At 73.3% G+C, this 18,347-nt stretch carries 19 protein-coding genes; 2 read left to right on the top strand and 17 right to left on the bottom strand.

Translation table 11 applies throughout. The annotated features are described in order from the left end of the window. Positions 1–8: 8 nt before the first annotated feature. The 6 genes from HGAM_RS13120 to HGAM_RS13095 form a co-directional block, all read right to left on the bottom strand. Positions 9–1,322: a hemolysin family protein gene (locus HGAM_RS13120; protein WP_019145963.1), complete on the bottom strand. Its 1,314-nt coding sequence runs from the start codon at positions 1,320–1,322 to the stop codon at positions 9–11. A gap of 110 nt (positions 1,323–1,432) precedes the next feature. Next, positions 1,433–2,473, bottom strand: coding sequence for a sulfate/molybdate ABC transporter ATP-binding protein (locus HGAM_RS13115; protein ID WP_019145962.1), 1,041 nt, complete (start codon positions 2,471–2,473; stop codon positions 1,433–1,435). Continuing rightward, positions 2,470–3,255, bottom strand: a complete 786-nt coding sequence (locus tag HGAM_RS13110; protein WP_019145961.1) for an ABC transporter permease — start codon at positions 3,253–3,255, stop codon at positions 2,470–2,472. Before HGAM_RS13110 ends, HGAM_RS13115 begins: the two co-directional genes overlap by 4 nt. Further along, complete coding sequence (modA, locus tag HGAM_RS13105; RefSeq protein WP_019145960.1) at positions 3,252–3,983, bottom strand: molybdate ABC transporter substrate-binding protein; 732 nt, start codon at positions 3,981–3,983, stop codon at positions 3,252–3,254. Before modA ends, HGAM_RS13110 begins: the two co-directional genes overlap by 4 nt. Then, positions 3,980–4,384 (bottom strand): TOBE domain-containing protein, encoded by a 405-nt coding sequence (locus HGAM_RS13100; protein ID WP_019145959.1) that lies wholly within the window; start codon positions 4,382–4,384, stop codon positions 3,980–3,982. Before HGAM_RS13100 ends, modA begins: the two co-directional genes overlap by 4 nt. A 41-nt stretch (positions 4,385–4,425) precedes the next feature. Beyond that, the gene (locus tag HGAM_RS13095; protein ID WP_019145958.1) at positions 4,426–6,024 is read right to left on the bottom strand and encodes a gamma-glutamyltransferase family protein; all 1,599 of its coding nucleotides are present in this window, start codon (positions 6,022–6,024) and stop codon (positions 4,426–4,428) included. Positions 6,025–6,070: 46 nt separating this feature from the next. On the opposite strand from HGAM_RS13095, the gene HGAM_RS13090 reads away from it, so the two are divergent. Further along, a complete protein-coding gene (locus HGAM_RS13090; protein ID WP_019145957.1) occupies positions 6,071–6,535 on the top strand; it encodes a tRNA (cytidine(34)-2'-O)-methyltransferase in 465 nt (154 codons plus the stop codon). Between the two features lies 1 nt (position 6,536). On the opposite strand, the gene HGAM_RS13085 is transcribed toward HGAM_RS13090, so the two are convergent. From HGAM_RS13085 to HGAM_RS13035, 11 genes are all read right to left on the bottom strand, one after another. After that, on the bottom strand, positions 6,537–7,019 hold the full coding sequence (locus HGAM_RS13085; RefSeq protein ID WP_019145956.1) for a hypothetical protein: 483 nt from the start codon (positions 7,017–7,019) through the stop codon (positions 6,537–6,539). 10 nt (positions 7,020–7,029) lie between these two features. Continuing rightward, positions 7,030–7,392, bottom strand: a complete 363-nt coding sequence (locus tag HGAM_RS13080; RefSeq protein ID WP_019145955.1) for a response regulator — start codon at positions 7,390–7,392, stop codon at positions 7,030–7,032. Between the two features lie 36 nt (positions 7,393–7,428). Next, positions 7,429–7,872, bottom strand: a complete 444-nt coding sequence (locus HGAM_RS19315) for a chemotaxis protein CheX (RefSeq protein ID WP_019145954.1) — start codon at positions 7,870–7,872, stop codon at positions 7,429–7,431. Continuing rightward, complete coding sequence (locus tag HGAM_RS13070; RefSeq protein WP_019145953.1) at positions 7,869–8,225, bottom strand: response regulator; 357 nt, start codon at positions 8,223–8,225, stop codon at positions 7,869–7,871. Before HGAM_RS13070 ends, HGAM_RS19315 begins: the two co-directional genes overlap by 4 nt. Positions 8,226–8,245: 20 nt before the next feature. Then, entirely contained in the window at positions 8,246–9,082 is an 837-nt protein-coding gene (locus tag HGAM_RS13065; protein WP_019145952.1) for a CheR family methyltransferase, read from the bottom strand. Further along, positions 9,079–10,212 carry a protein-glutamate methylesterase/protein-glutamine glutaminase gene (locus HGAM_RS13060; protein ID WP_038951816.1) on the bottom strand — a complete coding sequence of 378 codons (1,134 nt, stop codon included), beginning with the start codon at positions 10,210–10,212 and terminating at the stop codon, positions 9,079–9,081. Before HGAM_RS13060 ends, HGAM_RS13065 begins: the two co-directional genes overlap by 4 nt. Positions 10,213–10,321: 109 nt before the next feature. Continuing rightward, complete coding sequence (locus tag HGAM_RS13055) at positions 10,322–11,194, bottom strand: hypothetical protein (RefSeq protein ID WP_019145950.1); 873 nt, start codon at positions 11,192–11,194, stop codon at positions 10,322–10,324. Positions 11,195–11,278: 84 nt separating this feature from the next. Beyond that, the gene (locus tag HGAM_RS13050) at positions 11,279–12,913 is read right to left on the bottom strand and encodes a methyl-accepting chemotaxis protein (RefSeq protein ID WP_019145949.1); all 1,635 of its coding nucleotides are present in this window, start codon (positions 12,911–12,913) and stop codon (positions 11,279–11,281) included. Between the two features lie 177 nt (positions 12,914–13,090). Further along, complete coding sequence (locus HGAM_RS13045; protein ID WP_019145948.1) at positions 13,091–14,656, bottom strand: methyl-accepting chemotaxis protein; 1,566 nt, start codon at positions 14,654–14,656, stop codon at positions 13,091–13,093. A 21-nt stretch (positions 14,657–14,677) separates the two neighbouring features. After that, entirely contained in the window at positions 14,678–15,097 is a 420-nt protein-coding gene (locus tag HGAM_RS19310; RefSeq protein WP_019145947.1) for a chemotaxis protein CheW, read from the bottom strand. Next, positions 15,094–17,394: a chemotaxis protein CheA gene (locus HGAM_RS13035; protein ID WP_019145946.1), complete on the bottom strand. Its 2,301-nt coding sequence runs from the start codon at positions 17,392–17,394 to the stop codon at positions 15,094–15,096. The genes HGAM_RS19310 and HGAM_RS13035 overlap by 4 nt, the downstream gene beginning before the upstream one ends. A gap of 166 nt (positions 17,395–17,560) precedes the next feature. On the opposite strand from HGAM_RS13035, the gene HGAM_RS13030 reads away from it, so the two are divergent. Next, positions 17,561–18,289 (top strand): SGNH/GDSL hydrolase family protein, encoded by a 729-nt coding sequence (locus HGAM_RS13030; RefSeq protein ID WP_019145945.1) that lies wholly within the window; start codon positions 17,561–17,563, stop codon positions 18,287–18,289. Positions 18,290–18,347 lie beyond the last annotated feature (58 nt).

The following is an 18,347-nucleotide window of genomic DNA, read 5'->3' as shown; positions in this document are numbered from 1 at the left end:
GCGTGCGGCTACTCGGCGGGGGCGGACTCGTCCTCGGGGTCGAGCAGGGCGACCTGGATCTCGGTCACGCGGCGCCGGTCGAGGGCGGCCACGGTGAGCCGGTAGTCACCGACCTCGACGTGGTCGCCGACCTCGGGCATCCGGCCCAGGTGGGTGATGACGTAGCCGGCGACCGTCTCGTACGAGCCGTCCTCGAGGTCGACGCCCGTGCGCTCGGCGAACTCCTCGATGGTCAGGCCGCCCTCGACGGTGCGCGGCCCCTCCCCGAGCACCTCGACCGGGGCGCGCAGGTCGTACTCGTCGCGGATGTCGCCGACGAGCTCCTCGACAAGGTCCTCCAGCGTGACGATGCCGTCGGTGCCGCCGTACTCGTCGACCACGACGGCGATGTGCGTGCCCTCCGAGCGCATGAGGTTGACCGACGGCAGCACGCGGTTGGTGCCCGGCAGCACCACGATCTGTCGGGCCAGGTCACCGACGCGCTCGCGCGTGTCGCCGGGCGAGTCGTGCAGGTGGTCGAACAGGTCACGGACGTGGAGGTAGCCGCGGACGTCGTCGACCCCCTCGCCGATCACCGGGTACCGCGAGTACGGCTGCTCGCGGACGGTCTGCGCCGCGGCGGCGAGCGTCATGGTGGCCTTCAGGAAGGCGACCTCGCCACGGGGCCGCATGGCCTCCTTCACCGAGCGGTTGGTCGCCTCCAGGACGTCCTCGAGGATGGCGCGCTGCTCGACGCCGAAGCCGCCGTGGCCCGAGACGATGTCGCGGACCTCCTCGTCGCTGATCTCCTCGACCTTGGCGTTGGGGTCGCCGCCGAGCAGCCGGACGACGGCGTTGGTCGAGACCGACAGCAGCCAGATGACCGGGCGCATGACCTGCGCGAAGCGGTCCAGCGCCGGGGTGACGACCAGCGCGATGGTCTGCGACTTCTGCAGCGCGAACCGCTTGGGCACGAGCTCGCCGAGCACCAGCGACAGGTAGGCGATGAACAGCGTCATCAGCACCAGCATGAGCGGCTCGGACGCCCCACTGGGGACGCCGAGGTCGACCAGGAACGGCGCGAAGTCGGGGGCGAGCGTCGAGGCGCCGTAGGCGGCGGACAGGAAGCCGGCCACCGTCACGCCGATCTGCACGGCGGCCAGGAAGCGGTTGGGGTCGCGCGCCACCTTCGCGACCTTGGCACCGCGGGCGCTCTCGGCCTCCAGCCGGTTGAGCTGGCTCTCGCGCAGCGACACCAGGGCGAGCTCGGTCGCGGCGAACACACCGCCGACCAGGACGAAGACGAGCACCAGGGCGGCGTTGAGCCAGGTCTGCTGGTCCATCAGAGGTCACCGTCCCTCGGCGTGCGGGTCGAGGGACGGTTCGGACTGTCGGGGTCGCTCATGGCGAAGATCGTAGCGGGACGTCCCGAGGCCGGCCCGGGCTCGGGCGGTCAGGCCCGCGCGGGATGGATGGCGACCTCGCTGGCCTTCACCACGAGCCAGACCCGATCGCCCGGCACGAGCCCGAGGTCGGCCACGGCCGCGAGGGTCACGTCGGCCGCGACCTCGCCGGCACGGACCCGCACGAGGTCGCCACGCGGCTCGAGCTCGGTGACGACAGCGGGCCACGCGTTGCGCGGGCTGCCGCCGGGACGCTCGCGGTGCACCGCGACCGACGCGGGCCGGAACACGGCCACCGCCCGCTCCCCCTCGGCGACCGGCACGGCGGCGACCCCCTCGACCACGACCTCGCCGGTGTGCACGGCTCCGTCGTGGACCGGCCCGGCCAGCAGGTCGAGCCCGGCGACCCGGGCCGCGAACTCGCTGCGCGGCCGGGCCAGGACGTCGCGCGTCGGCCCGGACTCGACCACGCGTCCGGACTCCAGGACGACGACCCGGTCGGCGAGCGCGAGCGCGTCCAGCGGGTCGTGGGTGACGACGATCGCCGTGCGCCCGGCCAGCACCTCACGCAGCAGCCCGCGCACCTGCGGCGCGACGGTCACGTCCAGGGCGGCGAGCGGCTCGTCGAGCAGCAGCAGGCGCGGGTCGGCGGCCAGGGCCCGGGCGACGGCGACCCGTTGCGCCTGCCCGCCCGACAGCGCGGCCGGCCGGCGGTCCGCGAGGTCGCCCACCCCGAGCGCGTCGAGCAGTGCCTGGGCCCGGCCGGCGGCCTCACGTCGTCCGACGCCCTGGCTGCGCGGGCCGAACGCGACGTTCTGCCGCGCGCTCAGGTGCGGCAGGAGCAGCGGCTCCTGGGCGAGCAGCGCGACCCGGCGCTCGTGCGGTGGCACCCACGCGCCGTCGCCGGCCAGGACGCGACCGTCGAGCTCGACCCGACCGTCGTCGGGCTCGAGCAGGCCGCAGAGCAGGTCGAGCGTCGTCGACTTGCCCGCGCCGTTCGGGCCGAGCAGGGCGACGGTCTCGCCCTCGGCGACGTCAAGGGCGACGTCGAGGTCGCGAGCGTGCAGGCGCACGTCGAGGCGCAGGGTCACGGCTCCTCCCTCCGCAGCCGGGTGCCGGCCACCACGACCACCGCGACCACGACCAGCACCAGCGCGAGCGCGACGGCGGCGTCCGGGTCGGCCTCGCGCTGCAGGTAGATCTCGAGCGGCAGGGTGCGCGTGACGCCCTGCAGGCTGCCGGCGAAGGTCAACGTGGCACCGAACTCGCCGAGGCTGCGGGCGAACGCGAGCACGGCGCCCGAGACCAGGCCGGGTAGGACGAGTGGCAGCGTCACCCGGCGCAGCACGGTCGTCGGGGACGCGCCGAGCGTCGCCGCGACCGCCTCGTAGCGGCCACCGGCGGTGCGCAGCGCCCCCTCCAGGCTCAGCACCAGGAACGGCAGCGACACGAACGTCTGGGCCAGCACGACGGCGGTGGTCGAGAACGCCACCTGCACCCCGAGCACGTCCAGGGTCTCGCCGAGCAGGCCGCGACGGCCGAACGTGTAGAGCAGCGCCAGGCCGCCCACGACCGGCGGCAGCACCAGCGGCACGAGCACGAGCGCCCGCAGCAGCGCCTGACCGCGGAAGGACGTGCGGGCCAGGAACAGCGCGATCGGCACGCCGAGGACGACGCACAGCAGCGTGCTGACCGCGGCCGTGCGCAGGCTCAGCAGCAGTGCGTCGACGGCGGTCGGCGAGGTGAGCAGCGGCCCCAGGGACGTCCACGGCACGCGGACGACGAGCGCCACGAGCGGCAGGACCACCAGGAGCGCACCGATCGCGGCGGGCAGCAGCAGCCAGGCCGGGAGCCCCGGCGCCCGGCGGGTCACGGCGCGCCGAGCCCGGCGTCGCGCAGCACCGCGCGGCCCTCGCCGGACGAGACGAGGTCCAGCCAGCGCCGAGCGACCTCGGCGTCGCCGCCGGCCAGCGCCGCGAGGCGGTAGCGGTTCAGGTGCGCCTCGGAGCCCTCCACGTCCACGGTCTCGACCCGGTCGCCGGCGGCCCGCGCGTCGGAGACGTAGACGAGGCCGGCGTCGGCCTCGCCGGAGGCGACCTTGCCCAGCACGTCCTTGACCGACTGCTCCTCGCTCACCGGACGCACGCGGACGCCGAGGTCGTCCAGCAGCGCGTGGGCGAGCGCGCCGCACGGCACGGCCCGGGCGCACAGCACCGTGTCGACGCGGGCGAGGTCGGCGGCGGTGCGCACCCGTCCGGGGTTGCCGGGCGGCACGACGACCTGGAGCCGGTTGGTCGCGAACGTGACCGGCTCGCCGTCGAGCAGGTCGGCCGGCACCCGGGCCATCGAGGCCTCGTCGGCGGTGGCCAGCACGTCGGCGGGCGCGCCCGCCTCGACCTGCGCGACGAGGTCGGCCGAGCCGGCGAACGACAGCCGGACGTCGAGGCCGGGGTCCTGCTCCTCCAGCCGCTCGGCCAGCGCGGTGAACGGCTCGGTGAGCGACGCGGCCGCCAGGACGGTCACCGTGCGCCGGCCGGCATCGCCGCCGGAGCACCCCGCGACCAGGCCCAGCGCGAGGACGACCGCGAGCGCACGTCTCATGCCGGGCGTCCGGCCGTCTCGACGATGACGGTGGTCGACTTCACCACCGCCACGGCGACGCTGCCCGGCTCGAGCCCGAGGTCGTCGACCGCCTCGCTGCTCATGAGCGAGACGACGCGGAACGGGCCGCACTGCAGCTCGACCTGGGCCATGACCGCGTCCTTGCGGATGCTCGTGACGAGGCCGACCAGGCGGTTGCGCGCGGAGCTGGCGACGCCGGACGGGTCCGGCACCTGCTCGGCCCGCTCCCGGGCCAGCACCGCCAGCGCGTGACCGTCGACCACCTTGCGGCCGGCGTCGTCGCGGGTCGCGTCCAGCACGCCCTGGTCGACCCACCGGCGCACGGTGTCGTCACTGACGCCGAGGAAGCGTGCGGCGTCCGAGATCCGAATCTGCGTCACAGAACCGGACGCTAGCACGCAGGTGCGGATGCAGCGAGGGCTCAGAGCCGCTCGACGCCGCCGTCCGACCGCGGGTCGTGGGCGCCGTCGACGCGTCCGTCCGCGTCGCGGACGACGAGGCCGGCGTGACCCATCGACTCCCGCAGGGCCGGCACGACCTCGACGTCGTGCCCCCGCCGGACGAGCTCGGCCACGACGTCCGGCGAGACACCGGACTCGACCCGCACCAGGTCGGACGCCCCGGCGGCGTCGCGGCCCCAGGTCCAGCGCGGCGCGGCGACCGCGGCGGCCGGGTCCAGGCCGCACTCGAGGTAGCGGGTGAGGACGGCCGCCTGGTGCTGCGGCTGGTGGTCGCCGCCCATGGCGCCGAACGCCACCGTGCGGCCGTCGTCGAGCTGGGCCAGGCCGGGGTTGAGCGTGTGGCGCGGCAGCCGGCCCGGGACGAAGGCGTCGGGCGCGGCGGGGTCGAGCGAGAAGGCCGTCGCGCGGTTGTGCCAGGCGACCCCCGTGGCCGGCAGCACGACGCCGCTGCCGAACGCGCTGAACGTGCTCTGGATGAAGCTGACCGTCGTGCCGTGCCGGTCGGTCGCGCCGGCCCAGACCGTGTCGCCCGCGTCGACCGCCGCGTCCGTGCGCGAGGCGCGGCGGACGTCGAGTCGGCGGGCCAGCGCGTCGAGCGCCTCGGGACGCAGGTGGCGCGCGACCTCGGCCGCGGTCCGCCGCTCGTCGCCGACCAAGGGGCGGGCGAGCGCGGTGGCCGCCTTCGCCGCCTCGACCGACAGGTGCACCAGCGGCAGCCCGGCCGGCTCGGGCTCGTCGGGCAGCACGCGGTCGAGCAGCCCGAGCAGCACGAGCGACGCCAGGCCCTGCGTCGGCGGGGCCAGGTTCCACACGACGCCGCGCGAGTGCTCCAGGCGCAGCGGCTCGTGCAGGGTGGCCCGCACGCCCGCGAGGTCGTCCGCGGTCACCGGACTGCCGGCCGCGGCGAGGTCGGCGGCCAGGGACGCCGCCACGTCGCCGGCCCAGAAGTCCGACAGGCCGACGTCGACGAGCCGGGCCAGCGTGTCGGCGAGGCGGGGCTGGACGAACGTCTCCCCCTCGGCCGGCACCCGGCCGCCGGGCAGGAAGACGTCCGCGAAGCCGGGCACCGGACGCAGCGCCTCGGCCTCCGCGGCCGTGGCGGCGTGCTGGCCGCGGCTCGTCGGGAAGCCCTGCCGGGCGTGCCGCTCGGCGTCCTGCAGCAGCCGCGAGACCGGCAGGCGCGAGCCGAGGTGCTGGCGCGACCAGCGCAGGGCGGCGTGCCAGCCCGCGACGGTGCCGGCGGTCGTGGCGGCGGCCAGCGACCCGCGTCGCGGCACCTCGGTCAGGTGCTGGCTGCGGTAGGCCTCGACGGTGGCGCCGGACCCGGCGGTGCCGGCGGCGTGGATCGCGACCGGCGCACCGCCGGCCGGCTTGACCAGCCAGAAGCCGTCACCGCCCAGGCCGTTCATGTGCGGGTAGACCACGGCGAGCGTCGCCGCGGCGGCGACCGTCGCCTCGACCGCGTCGCCGCCGTCGGCCATCACGTCACGGGCGGCGCGGGCGGCCAGCGCGTGCGGAGCGGCGACCAGGGCGGTGGGCTGCGTCGTGGCGTCGGTCATGGCGCCAGCGTAGGGGCGCGGGCACCGGCCCTAGGATCGAGGCCTCATGTTCCACGTCCTCTTCCACGAGCCCCGCATCGCGGGCAACACCGGCAACGCGATCCGGCTGTCCGCGGCGACCGGCAGCCACCTGCACCTGGTCGAGCCGCTCGGCTTCGACCTCGACGACGCGAAGCTGCGCCGGGCCGGCCTCGACTACCACGACCTGGCCTCGGTGACGGTGCACGCGACGCTGGAGGCGGCCTACGAGACGCTGCTGCCGGCCCGGGTCTTCGCCTTCACGACGCAGGCCACGACCCGCTACACCGACGTCGCCTACGAGCCCGGGGACGTGCTGATGTTCGGCGCCGAGCCCACCGGGCTGCCCGACCCCGTGCAGCACGACGCCAGGGTCACCGACCGGCTGAGGCTGCCGATGCTGGCCTCACGCCGGTCGATGAACCTGGCGAACTGTGCCTCGATCGCGGTCTACGAGGCCTGGCGCCAGCACGGGTTCGCCGGCGCGCAGTAGGTCACGCGAGGGTCGTGATGATCGACAGGTTGCCCGAGCCGTAGCCGGGGATGTCGATCTTGACGTCCTCGCGCACGCCCAGCGTCGCGGCCCACTGGGCCACGTCCGCGGGCAGGCCACGGCCGGGCTCGAAGGTCTCGAACAGGCGCTGGTGCACGGGGCTCGCGTCGCCGATCGGCGAGGCGAGGACGTTGAGCAGCTCGCAGGTGTTCTCGAACAGGTTCGGGAACAGCTCCTTGTCCTCGATGGACGCCTCGGCGCCACCGAGCGGCACCAGGCCGAGCGCGGCACCGGCGTATGCGGCCAGCTTGAAGTCGATGGTGGCCACGGACGAGAGCCGGTTGTGGTCGTCGACGTACGACGCCACGACCGGGAGCAGGCCGCGCTCGCCGTCCAGGACGACGCGGTCGCCGTCGGTCATCGACACCTCACGGCCGAGCAGGCCGTCGAAGATGTCCTTGATCGCCTTGCGGGTGGGGAGCATGAGGTGCCTCTCAGCCGAGGATGCCGCTGAGGGCGTCCTGGAACGAGTCGGGGGTGAACGGCTTGGCGATGAGGAACAGCGCGCCGGCCTGCTCGGCGGTCGAGCGCATGTCGTCCGAGCCCTCCGAGGTGACGAAGCCGAACGGACGCGTGTCGCCCTGCGCCTTGAGCGCGCGGAGCAGCTCGATGCCGGTCATGTTCGGCATGTTCCAGTCCGACAGGATCAGGTCGGGGTTCTCGGCGGCCACCTTGGTCAGGGCGTCCGCGCCGTCCTCGGCCTCCACGACGTCGTGGTGGCCGAAGCCGGCCTGACGCAGCGTGCGGACCACGATCTGGCGCATCACACGGCTGTCGTCGGCAACGAGGATCTTCATGGGTGGAGCTTCCTTACGGTTGTGCGAGAGCGCCGGTCAGGCCGGCTGGGAGACGATCTGGACGTAGACGGGGGCGCCGCGCCACGACACCGCGACGCAGTCGGCCGGGTCGGGCAGCGACGTCGCGGGACGCACCTGGGGCAGGCCGAGCCGGCTCTCGCCCTCCAGCGCACCCTTCACGCTGCCGCCGACGACGTTGAGGATCTCGCCGACCGCGTCGTGGACGTCGAGGTCGGGCAGCTCCTCGTCCGCCGGGGCGCCGAGCATCGTCGCGGCCATCTGCTGCGCCGCACCGGCGTCGCAGAACAGCCGCAGCTCGCCGTTCCAGGCACCCGAGACGGTGATCGTGGCCTCGAGGCCGTTCGCGAGCGCGCCCGCGGTGCTGGGCACCGGCTCGGCGACCGCGTAGAGCATCGATTCCCAGACCTGCTCGAGAGCAGCCTGGACGAGGTCGGTGTCGGGTCCGGTCGTGATGGTCATGCGACGCCTCCGGGGGTGGGGACGAGCCCGAGCAGGTCGAGCTTCTCGACCAGGGCGTCCGGGGTGAACGGCTTGATCAGGTACTCGTGGGCGCCGGCCGCGAGCGCGCGGACGATCCGGTCCTGCTCGCTCTCGGTCGTCACCATCATGAGCGTGATGTCACGCCACTCCGGACGGGCCCGGATGGCGGTGACGAGCTCGAGCCCGTCCATGACCGGCATGTTCCAGTCGATGCAGGCCACGGCCGGCAGGTCGTCCATCGACTCGAGCACGGCGACGGCCTCCTGGCCGTCCGCGGCCTCGGAGGTCTCGAAGCCACGCTCGGTCAGGATCCGCCCCACGATGCGGCGCATGGCCCGTGAGTCGTCAACAATCAACGCACGCATGAGCGCTGGTCCTCTCTGATTCGGTACACGGACGAGCGCCCCGCGGGGACGCGCTCCCAGGCGTCGTCGACGCCCATGGTCATCTCGGCGGCGCCGAGGAAGAGATAGCCGTCGGGCGCCATCACCTGGCGGACGCGCCGCAGGATGTCGCGCTTCGTGGCCAGGTCGAAGTAGATGAGCACGTTGCGCAGGAAGACCACGTCGAAGCGGCCGACCGGCCCGAACGGGCGCATGAGGTTGAGCTGGCGGAACTGCACCATGGCGGCCAGGTCGGGGTTGATGCGCCAGTTGATCCCGGAGCGCTGGAAGTGCTTGACCAGCGTCGTGACCGGCAGGCCGCGGTTGACCTCGAGCTGGGAGTACTCGCCCTTGCGCGCCTTGGCCAGGACCTCCTCGGACAGGTCCGTCGCGACGATGTCGACCTTCCAGCCGGCCACCTCGGGGGTGTCCCGCATCGTCATCGCGATGCTGTACGGCTCCTGGCCCGACGAGCAGGCCGCCGCCCAGATGCGCAGGCTGCGGCCCGGACGCTCCTTGGCCAGCGTCGGCAGCACGTCCTGGCGCAGGGCCACGAACGGGTCCGCGTCGCGGAAGAACGACGTCTCGTTGGTCGTGAGCGCCTCGACGACCTGGCGCAGCAGCGCGGGGTTGCGGGTGCGCCGCAGCTCGGCCACGAACGTGTCGACCGAGTCGTGGCCGGTCTGGCGCGCGAGCGGCAGCAGGCGCGACTCGACGAGGTACTCCTTCCCCGTCTCCAGCACGATCGCGCTCTCGGCCCGTACGTGGTCACGCACGAAGCCGAACGCGTCGGCACCGATGCTCATGCTCGTCCTCCTCTGTCGTCCACGAGGGCGCGGCTCTGGCTGAGCCGACGCTGAACCTCTCCGGCGATCTGCCCCAGGGGCAGCAGCTGCTCGGCCAGGCCGGCCGCGGCGACGGCGCCGGGCATGCCCCACACGACCGAGCTGGCCTGGTCCTGGGCGATCACGCTGCCGCCGGCCTCCACCACGTGGCGGGTGCCGATCGCGCCGTCCGAGCCCATGCCGGTGAGCACGAGCCCCAGCACGGGGCCGGGCACGGCCTTGACCGCCGAGCGGAACAGCACGTCGACGGCGGGCCGGCAGTAGTTCTCCGGCGGGTCCTGGTTCAGTCCGGCCGCGAAGCCGCTGGTCCCGTGCCGCTGCACGACGAGGTGGAAGTCGCCGGGCGCGATGGTCACGGTGCCCGGGTCGAGCGTCATGCCGACCTCGGCCTCGCGGACCGGGAACCGGCACTGGCGGTCCAGGCGCGCGGCGAACTGGCGGGTGAACAGCGGCGGCATGTGCTGCACGATCGCGACCGGGACGGGCAGCGGGGGCAGCGCCGTCAGGAAGGTGTGCAGGGCCTCGGGTCCTCCGGTGGAGCTGCCGATGACCAGCATCTTGTAGCCGCCGGCGGGCTGGACCCGCTCACGGGTCGGCGGGATCGCCGCCGGCGCCGGAGCGGGGACGGCGGCGGGCGTGATGGCCGGGCCGCCGGCCGTGGGGCGCACGGGCTTGAGGCCGGCGCGCGGGACGAGTGACTTGATCCGCGGGATCAGCGCGTCGCGGACCTGCTCCATCGAGCGTCCGACGCTGCCGACGTTGGCGGGCTTGGGCACGTAGTCCGAGGCACCGGCCGACAGGGCGTCGAACGTCGCGGTCGCGCCGCGCTCGGTCAGGGTGCTGAACATGATGATCGGGACCCGGCTGCCGCCGGCACGGATGGCCCGGACGGCGTCGATGCCGTTCATCTCGGGCATCTCGATGTCCATCGTCACCAGGTCGGGCTTCAGCGACTCGAGCTTCTGCAGCGCGGCGCGGCCGTTGATCGCGGTCCCGACGACCTCGATGTCGGGGTCGTCGGACAGCAGCCCGGTGACCAGTCGCCGGATGACGACCGAGTCGTCGACGACGAGCACGCGGATGGGGGGCACGGTGATCCTTCTGTCCTGGGCCGCCGGGCGGCGGGCCACTCCCCCATCGGCCGTGCGGCCGGGCACCTGAGCCGATCCGCGGGCCGGTTGGACCGGCTCGTGCGTGACCTCAGTCGCCGTGCACGGCGCGCCACGGCGCCAGCAGGACGTCGGCGTCCTCGGCGGGCAGCAGGTCGCCCACCATCGCCGCCTGCACCACGCCGCTGAGCGCGTTCCACACCCCGTACGCGGCGTCGTGCGCGGTGAATCCGGCCCGCGCGAAGGCGGCGACCGCGGCCATCTGGGCGTCGAAGGCGGGACGCAGCCGGTCGGACACGGCCAGCGCCCAGGTGGCCTGGTGCATCGCCGGCGCCCATCGCGCGGTGCTGCGCCGGCGGGCGTCGACCACCGAGCGCCAGGCGGCGCGGACGTCCTCGTCGGCGTGGGCCAGGCGGTCGAGCCGGACGTCGACGTCCTCGACCCCCACCGGCACGGACTCGTCGTGCAGCGGGACGCGGGCGCCGAGGAAGGGCAACGTCATGGCCCGCCGGGTGCCGCCGTCGACCTCCTCGCCGGCGAACGCGGCGGCCGCCGCGTCGACGAGGACGTCGGCGGCCTCGGCGGCCAGCGGGTCCTGGGCCGAGACCGGGCCGGCGTGGATCCACGACCACTCGAGCAGGTCGTGGCGCACCAGCCGGTCGAGCGCGTCGAGGTCGCCCAGCAGGCCGGACTCGAGCCGGTGGAGCAGCACGCCGGACGCGCCCGCGTCACCGAGGTTCGGGGCGACGTCGGGCAGCACGGAGCCGAGCGGCTCGGCCGGACGGGCGCTGCACGCGTCCCACCAGGCGGCGCGGACCGGACCGGGATGCCGGCCGGCGAGGGTGGCGACCGTGGACGCGTCGGCGGCCAGCGCGGTGCGCAGGACGGCCGCGACCCGCGGGCCGCCGGAGAGCCGGGAGAGGTCGAAGCCCACGGCGGGCGCACCGACCAGGGAGTACGTCACCACGTCCTCCGCTCGCCCGAGAAAAAAGATCGACCCGTCCGGACCATAACCGGACGGGTCGACCTCTGCACTGCGTGTGACGGATCAGGCCTTGAACTGGGCCACCACGCCGCGCAGCTCGGCGGCCATGCGCGAGAGCTCGTCGACGGCCTGGCGCGACTGGTTCATCGCCTCGGTCGTCGACACCGCGGCCTGCGAGACGCCGGTGATGTTGGTGGCGATCTCGGTGGAGCTCGTCGACGCGTCGGCGACGTTGCGGCTCATCTCGTTGGTCGTGGCGGTCTGCTCCTCGACCGCCGAGGCGATGGTCACCTGGTAGTCGTTGATCGAGGTGATGATCGCCTCGATCTCGCCGATGGCCGTGACGGCGCCGCCGGTGTCGGCCTGGATGGCCTCGACCCGGCGGGCGATGTCCTCGGTGGCCCGCGCGGTCTCCTGCGCCAGCTCCTTGACCTCGTTGGCCACGACGGCGAAGCCCTTGCCGGCCTCGCCGGCCCGAGCGGCCTCGATCGTCGCGTTCAGCGCGAGCAGGTTGGTCTGCTCGGCGATCGAGGTGATCACCTTGACGACGTTGCCGATCTCCTGGCTGGACTCGCCCAGCTTGGAGACCTGCTGGTTGGTGGCCTCGACCGTCCCGACGGCCTCGGACGCGACGCGCGCGGCCTCGTTGGCCGAGTGCGAGATCTCGCGGATCGAGGCGCCCATCTGCTCGGCGCCCGCGGCGACGGTGTGCACGTTGCGCGACACCTCCTCAGCGGCGCTGCTCACGACGTTGGCCTGGACGCTCGTCTCCTCGGCACCGGCCGCGATCTGGGCCGACGACGCCGACAGCTGCTCGGCCGCCGCGGCGACGGCGTCGGCGGAGTCGACGACCGTGCGCATGAGACCGCGCATCTTCTCGGACGCGGCGTTCAGGCCCTCGGCCATGTCGCCCATCTCGTCGCGGTTCTCGACCTCGGCCTTGCGGGTCAGGTCGCCGTCGGCGATGCCGTCGATGACGTGCTTCACGCGGGCCACGTTGCGGGCCAGGGTCGCGGCGATCCACCAGCCGAGCGCGCTCGCCAGCAGGATGCCGCCGGCCAACAGCGCGATGCTGAGGTTGCGGGTCGAGGTGAAGTCGTCGTTGATCGCCTGGACGGCGTCCGCGGCGGCGTCCAGCTCGTGCTCGGTGAGCGCCCGGATGTTCGCCTCCAGGACGTCGGTGTAGCCGCTCACCTCGGTGGCGTTCAGGTCGTCCCAGCGACGCACGTCGCCGCGCAGGGCGAGGGTGGCCATCTCGGTGGTCTGCACCTGGTTGTACTGGGTAGCGGCGTCCTCGAGCTCGGCGACGAGCGCGCGGGTCGTGGAGTCCAGGCCCGAGTCGGCGTACTCCTGGCTCGCCGTCTGGAACTCGGCGTAGCGCTCGTCGAGCCGCTCGAGCGCACCCTGCTTGTCGACGCGCGAGGTCTTGATCAGCGCGTCTCGCGCCGCCATGCGCATGCCGTCGATCGCCGAGCGCATCTCGGCCGCGTGCTCGATGCCCATGGTGTTGCTGCGGTAGAGGTCGTCGGCCTCGTCGGTGGCGTCGCTCAGCGCGTTGATGCCGTTGACGCCGACGACGAGCGCCACGAAGGACGCCAGCCCGACGGCCGTCAGGGTCTTGGTGCGGACGCTGAAGTCGCGCAGGCGCTGGACCAGGCCGCGACGCTCGTCCGCGGTGGTGGTGTCGTGATCGGTCATCCGTAACCCCTCGGTGCTTCGTGCAGTGGATCGCGACCCTCATCGGCGGGATGCTCGGACGTCCGAGTGGTTTCACCGGGCAATCTGTCACGATCCGGCCACCGTGGCGCCGGCCGGACGCGCCGGGGACGACGAAGGGCCGGCCGGGGTGTCCCGGCCGGCCCTCCTCGCGGTGCGTCAGGCGCGCTGGAAGTGGCTGATCTGCGTGCGCAGGTCCGCCGCCATGCGGGCCAGGTCCTGCACCGACGACTCGGCCTGGACGACGGCCTCGCGGGTCGTGTCGGCCGCGTCGGCGACGCCGGTGATGTTGCTGGCGATCTGGCTCGAGCTCGTCGACGCCTCGGCGACGTTGCGGCTCATCTCGTTCGTGGTGGCGGTCTGCTCCTCCACCGCGGACGCGATCGTGAGCTGGTAGTCGTTGATCGACGCGATGATCGTGGAGATCTCCTCCATCGCGCTGACCGCCCCGGCGGTGTCACCCTGGATGGCGTCCACGCGGCGGGCGATGTCCTCGGTGGCCCGCGCGGTCTCCTGCGCCAGCTCCTTGACCTCGTTGGCCACGACCGCGAAGCCCTTGCCGGCCTCGCCGGCGCGAGCGGCCTCGATCGTCGCGTTCAGCGCGAGCAGGTTGGTCTGCTCCGCGATCGACGTGATGACCTTGACGACGTTGCCGATCTCCTGGCTGGACTCGCCCAGCTTCGAGACCTGCTGGTTCGTCGACTCGACCGTCCCGACTGCGTCCGAGGCGACGCGCGCGGCCTCGTTGGCCGAGTGCGAGATCTCGCGGATCGAGGCGCCCATCTGCTCGGCACCGGCCGCGACGGTCTGCACGTTGCGCGAGACCTCCTCGGCGGCACCGGACACCAGGCCGGCCTGGCTGGACGTCTCGACGGCGCCCGACGCGAGCTGCTGGGCGAAGGCCGACATCTCCTCGGCGGCGGCCGCGACGGCGTCCGCCGACTCGGCCACGTTGCCGACGATCTGGTCGGTCGCCTGCATCGACGCGTTCAGGTTGCGCTGCAGGGCGCCGAGCTCGGCCTGCGCCGTCTCCTCGACCCGCTGCGAGAGGTCGCCCTCCGCGAAGCCCTTGAGCACCGAGACCACGCCGCCCAGGGGGCGCACGATCGAGCGCGAGATGACGACGGCGAGCACGCCGAGCGCCGCGATGCCGACCAGGCCGATGATGACCGTCTCGGTGATCGTGGAGCTGCGGTCCTCGTCCTGGAGCTTGGCCTCGGCCGCGGTCGCGGCCGACATCGCCTCCAGGGCGGCACCGATGACCTGGTCGACCACGTCGTTGGCCGCCTGCACGTCGTCGGCCAGGCCACGCGCGGCGCGCGGGTTGCTCGCCGCCTGCGCGATGACGTCGCTCAGCGTGCCGCCGTACTCGACGAAGGCGACGCGGAACGCCTCCTTCTCCTCGGCGTCGACGTCCAGGCTGGCACCGTCCATCTCGTCGAGCAGGGTGCTCATCGTGTTGACGTCCTCGTCGATGTCCGCCTGCAGCGAGGTCGGGTCCGGCGAGCTGAGCGCCCGGTAGGCGGTCGACTTCAGCTCGCTGGCCCGGGTGTCGAGCAGGTGCATGTTGTCGACGACCTGGTTGAGCTGCTGCAGCTTCTCGCTCGACTCGTCCAGCTTCATCATGCTGTTGACGACGACCGAGACGACGATGCCGACGGTCAGGACTCCGACCAGGGCCAGGGCGGTGAGCCGCCGGCCGACGGTCCAGGTGATGCGTTTCATGGGGTGGCTCCTTCAGAGCGACTAGGCAGCGACAGCTCGTTCGACGTCGAGTGCGAGCAGGAGCTGGTCGTGCAGCTTGTACGCCCCGAGAAGAAGCTCCCGAGACGCCCCCGACAACGTGTCCGGCGGAAGCTCGAACTGATCGTCCTCGACGTCGACGACGGATCCGATCGAGTCCACCAGCATGGCCACGGGCTCGCCCGCGACACGGATGACGACGACCATGGGCTCCTGCTCGTCCGACCGCGCGGGCAGCTCCAGCTGCTCACGCATGTCGACCGCGCTCAGCACCTGGCCGCGCAAGTTGATGAGTCCACCCAGCGTCTTGGGCGCGAGCGGGATGCGCGTGCGCGGCTGCGTCCGCAGCACCTCCTGGACCGCGTCGACGTCGACGCCGTACAGGTGTCCGTGGAGGGTGAAGGTGACCAGACGGGTGCTCACAGCGCCTCCTGGAAGCTGGTGGTGATGGTGCCGTCCACGTCCAGGACCGGCGCGGGATCGGTGTAGAAGCGCGGGTCCGCGGCGAGGATCGCCGAGCGGACGTCGAGCACCTCGACGATGCGGTCGCGGATCAGCGTCGAGCCGAGCAGGCCCGGGTCGTCGATGTCGCTGTGGACGTCGGACGTCTCGTCGACGATGTCGATGATCTCGTCCACGACGATCGCGACGCTGCGGTCGCCCGCGGAGTACACGACGACGACCAGGTCGTCGGTGTGCCGCTCGGACATGGCGCCGAGGTGACGGTCCAGGCGCACCAGGGGCAGGATCTGCCCGCGGTACTGCACCATCTCGCGGCTGCCGACGAGCTCGACCTTGTCCGACGGGATGTTCTCCAGCCGGGTGACCGACGACAGCGGGATCGCGACGCGGCGGCCGCTGCCGATGCCCGCGACCAGCATGCGCAGCTGCTCGCCGACGCCCTTGGCCGCCTCGCCGGCGACCTCGTCGGCCGCGGTGCGCTCGAGCGCCTCGGCGGCCATGGCCCGGCGGGCCAGCGCCTGCACGTCCAGGATGAGGGCCACGCGGCCGTCGCCCAGGATCGTGGCGCCGGAGTAGGTGCCGATCGCCTTGAGCCGCGCGTCGAGCGGCTTGACCACGATCTCCTCGGTGTTGAGGACGCGGTCGATGACCAGGCCGAAGCGCTTGTTCTCGGCCTGCAGCACCGCGATGAGCACGTGGCCGTCGCTGCGCTCGGACTCGACGCCGAGCACCTCGGCGAGGCGGACGAGCGGGAGCAGCGAGCCGCGCAGGCGGTACACCGGCGCGCCGTTGACCTCCTCCATGGCGGTGGCGGCGCGGTCGGCATCCAGGGCGACGAGCTCCAGCAGGCTGACCTGCGGGATGGCGTAGCGGTCGCCGGCGCACTCCACCGTCAGCGCGGGCACGATGGCCAGCGTCAGCGGGATGCGCAGGCGGCACGTGGTGCCGCGACCGACGACGGACTCGACCTCGATCGTGCCGCCGATGGCCTCGATGTTGGTGCGCACCACGTCCATGCCCACGCCACGCCCCGAGACGTTCGTGACCTGCGCGGCGGTGGAGAAGCCGGGCGAGAAGATGAGCTGCAGGACGTCCGCCTGGCTCATGAGCGAGATCTGCTCCGCGGTGCGCAGGCCCTTCTGGACCGCCTTGGCCGCGATGCGCTCAGGGTCGATGCCGGCGCCGTCGTCGGTGACCTCGACGACGACCTGGCCGCCCTCGTGGTACGCCCGCAGCGTCAGCGTGCCCTGGGCAGGCTTGCCGGCCGCGACGCGGTCCTCGGTGCTCTCCAGGCCGTGGTCGACGCCGTTGCGCACGAGGTGCGTCAGCGGGTCCTTGACCGACTCGAGCAGGCTGCGGTCGAGCTCGGTCTCGCGACCGATCATCTCGAGGTTGACCTTCTTGCCCAGCGAGCTGCCGAGGTCACGGACGACGCGCGGCATCTTGGCCCAGATGTGGTCGATGGGCTGCATGCGCGTCTTCATGACGCCTTCCTGCACCTCGGTGACGATGAGGTTCAGGCGCTGCGCGGCGCGGGCGAGCTCGAGGTCGTCGGTCTCGGCGGCCTGGCGCACGATCTGGTTGCGGCTGAGCACGAGCTCGCCGACCTGACGCATCAGGGTGTCGAGCAGGTCGACGTCCACGCGGATGGACGACTCGGCCGCGTTGCGGCGGGTCGTGTGCTCCTCCTCCGGCGCGGCGGGGGCCGCGGGAGCAGAGGCCGCCGCGGCGGGGGCGGCGGGAGCCTCGGCGACCGGCGCCTCGACGACGGCCTCGGGCTCGGTCTCGGCGACCTCGGCGACGCCCGGCTCGGCCGGGGCCGGGGCAGCGGCCTCGGGCAGCAGGTCCGCGACCGGGGTGGCGGCCGGCTCGCGGCCCTCCAGCACGGCGGTGATGGCGGCCACGGGGGCGGCGACCTCGACGCCCTCCTCGGTGCCGCGCTCCTCGATCGCCGCGAGCAGCTCGCGGACGGTGTCGACCATCGCGAGCAGCACGTCGGTGGTCGTGGGCGTCATCGACATCTTGCCGTCGCGCAGGCGGGCGAGCAGGTTCTCGCCGACGTGGGTGACCGACTCGAGGTTGTTGAAGGCCAGGAAGCCGCTGGTGCCCTTGATCGTGTGGATCGTGCGGAAGATGCTGCCGAGCAGCTCGCGAGAGCCCGGCTCCTGCTCGAGCGCCACCAGGTCCCGATCCAGCTGATCGAGGTTCTCGTAGCTCTCCACCAGGAATTCCTGGACGATCTCGTCCATCTCTTCCATGGGTCCCGCCTTTCCGTCTTCCATGACCGGTCGGGGTGGCTCATCGGCCGTGGTGGGTGGCATCTGAGCGGTTTGTCACGTGATCGTCATGTGACGAACCCTCCCCACGGGGGGCCGGACGGACGTAGGCTTCAGCGGTCACCTCTACTGCTCGGAGCACCACCCCGTGAAGCGCCCCTCCCGTCCCACCCGCCGTGCCACGACCGCCCTCGTCGCGATCGCGCTGGCGGTCGGTCTCGTCTCCCTCACCACGACGCGTGAGACGCCGCAGGCCACTGCCGCCGCCGCGGGCACCACCGCGCCCGGCGCGGGCGCCTTCACCGACATGACGGTGGTGGGCGACTCCATCACGGCGCTCTACAACGACCGGCCCGGCGACGACCGCCAGGGTTGGTGGAGCATCGTCGGCCGGCACCTGGGCGTCCCGGTCGAGCGGTACGCGCAGTCCGGGTCCGGCTACCTGAAGGTCGGCCGGCGCTGCGCGGGCGACACGTTCGGCGACCGGCCCGGTGCGCTCGCCTCGCGGCCCGACCTGCTCGTGATCGAGGGCGGTCGCAACGACTGGTCGTACTGCCGTGACGGCCTGCCCGCCGTGGCCCCGGACGCGATGGTCGACGAGGCCGTGGCCGCCTACCTCGACGCCGTCCGCGAGTCCGTGCCGGCCAGCACGCGGGTCGTCGTGCTGGGCCCGCCCTGGGGTCCCGAGGCCCATGAGCACGCCGCGCGGGTCACGGCGATCGTCCGCGCCCAGGCCGAGGCGCACGGGTTCGAGTTCGTCGACATGAGCGGGGTGCTGGACGCCTCGACGGTGTACGACGGCACGCACCCCGACCGCGAGGGCAGCCGGCGCATCGCGCAGCGGGTCATCGCCCACCTCGAGGGCGCGAGCGCCTAGCCGCGCTCCGCTCCCCTGACGCCGCGCGCCGCTCCCGAGGCGCGCACCGCTCCCTGAG

This window comes from Aeromicrobium massiliense JC14 (genome assembly GCF_000312105.1).
Taxonomy (GTDB): Bacteria; Actinomycetota; Actinomycetes; order Propionibacteriales; family Nocardioidaceae; genus Aeromicrobium; species Aeromicrobium massiliense.
The sequence above is the reverse complement of the archived record's forward strand: the minus strand, read 5'-3'. Positions and strand labels throughout refer to the sequence as shown.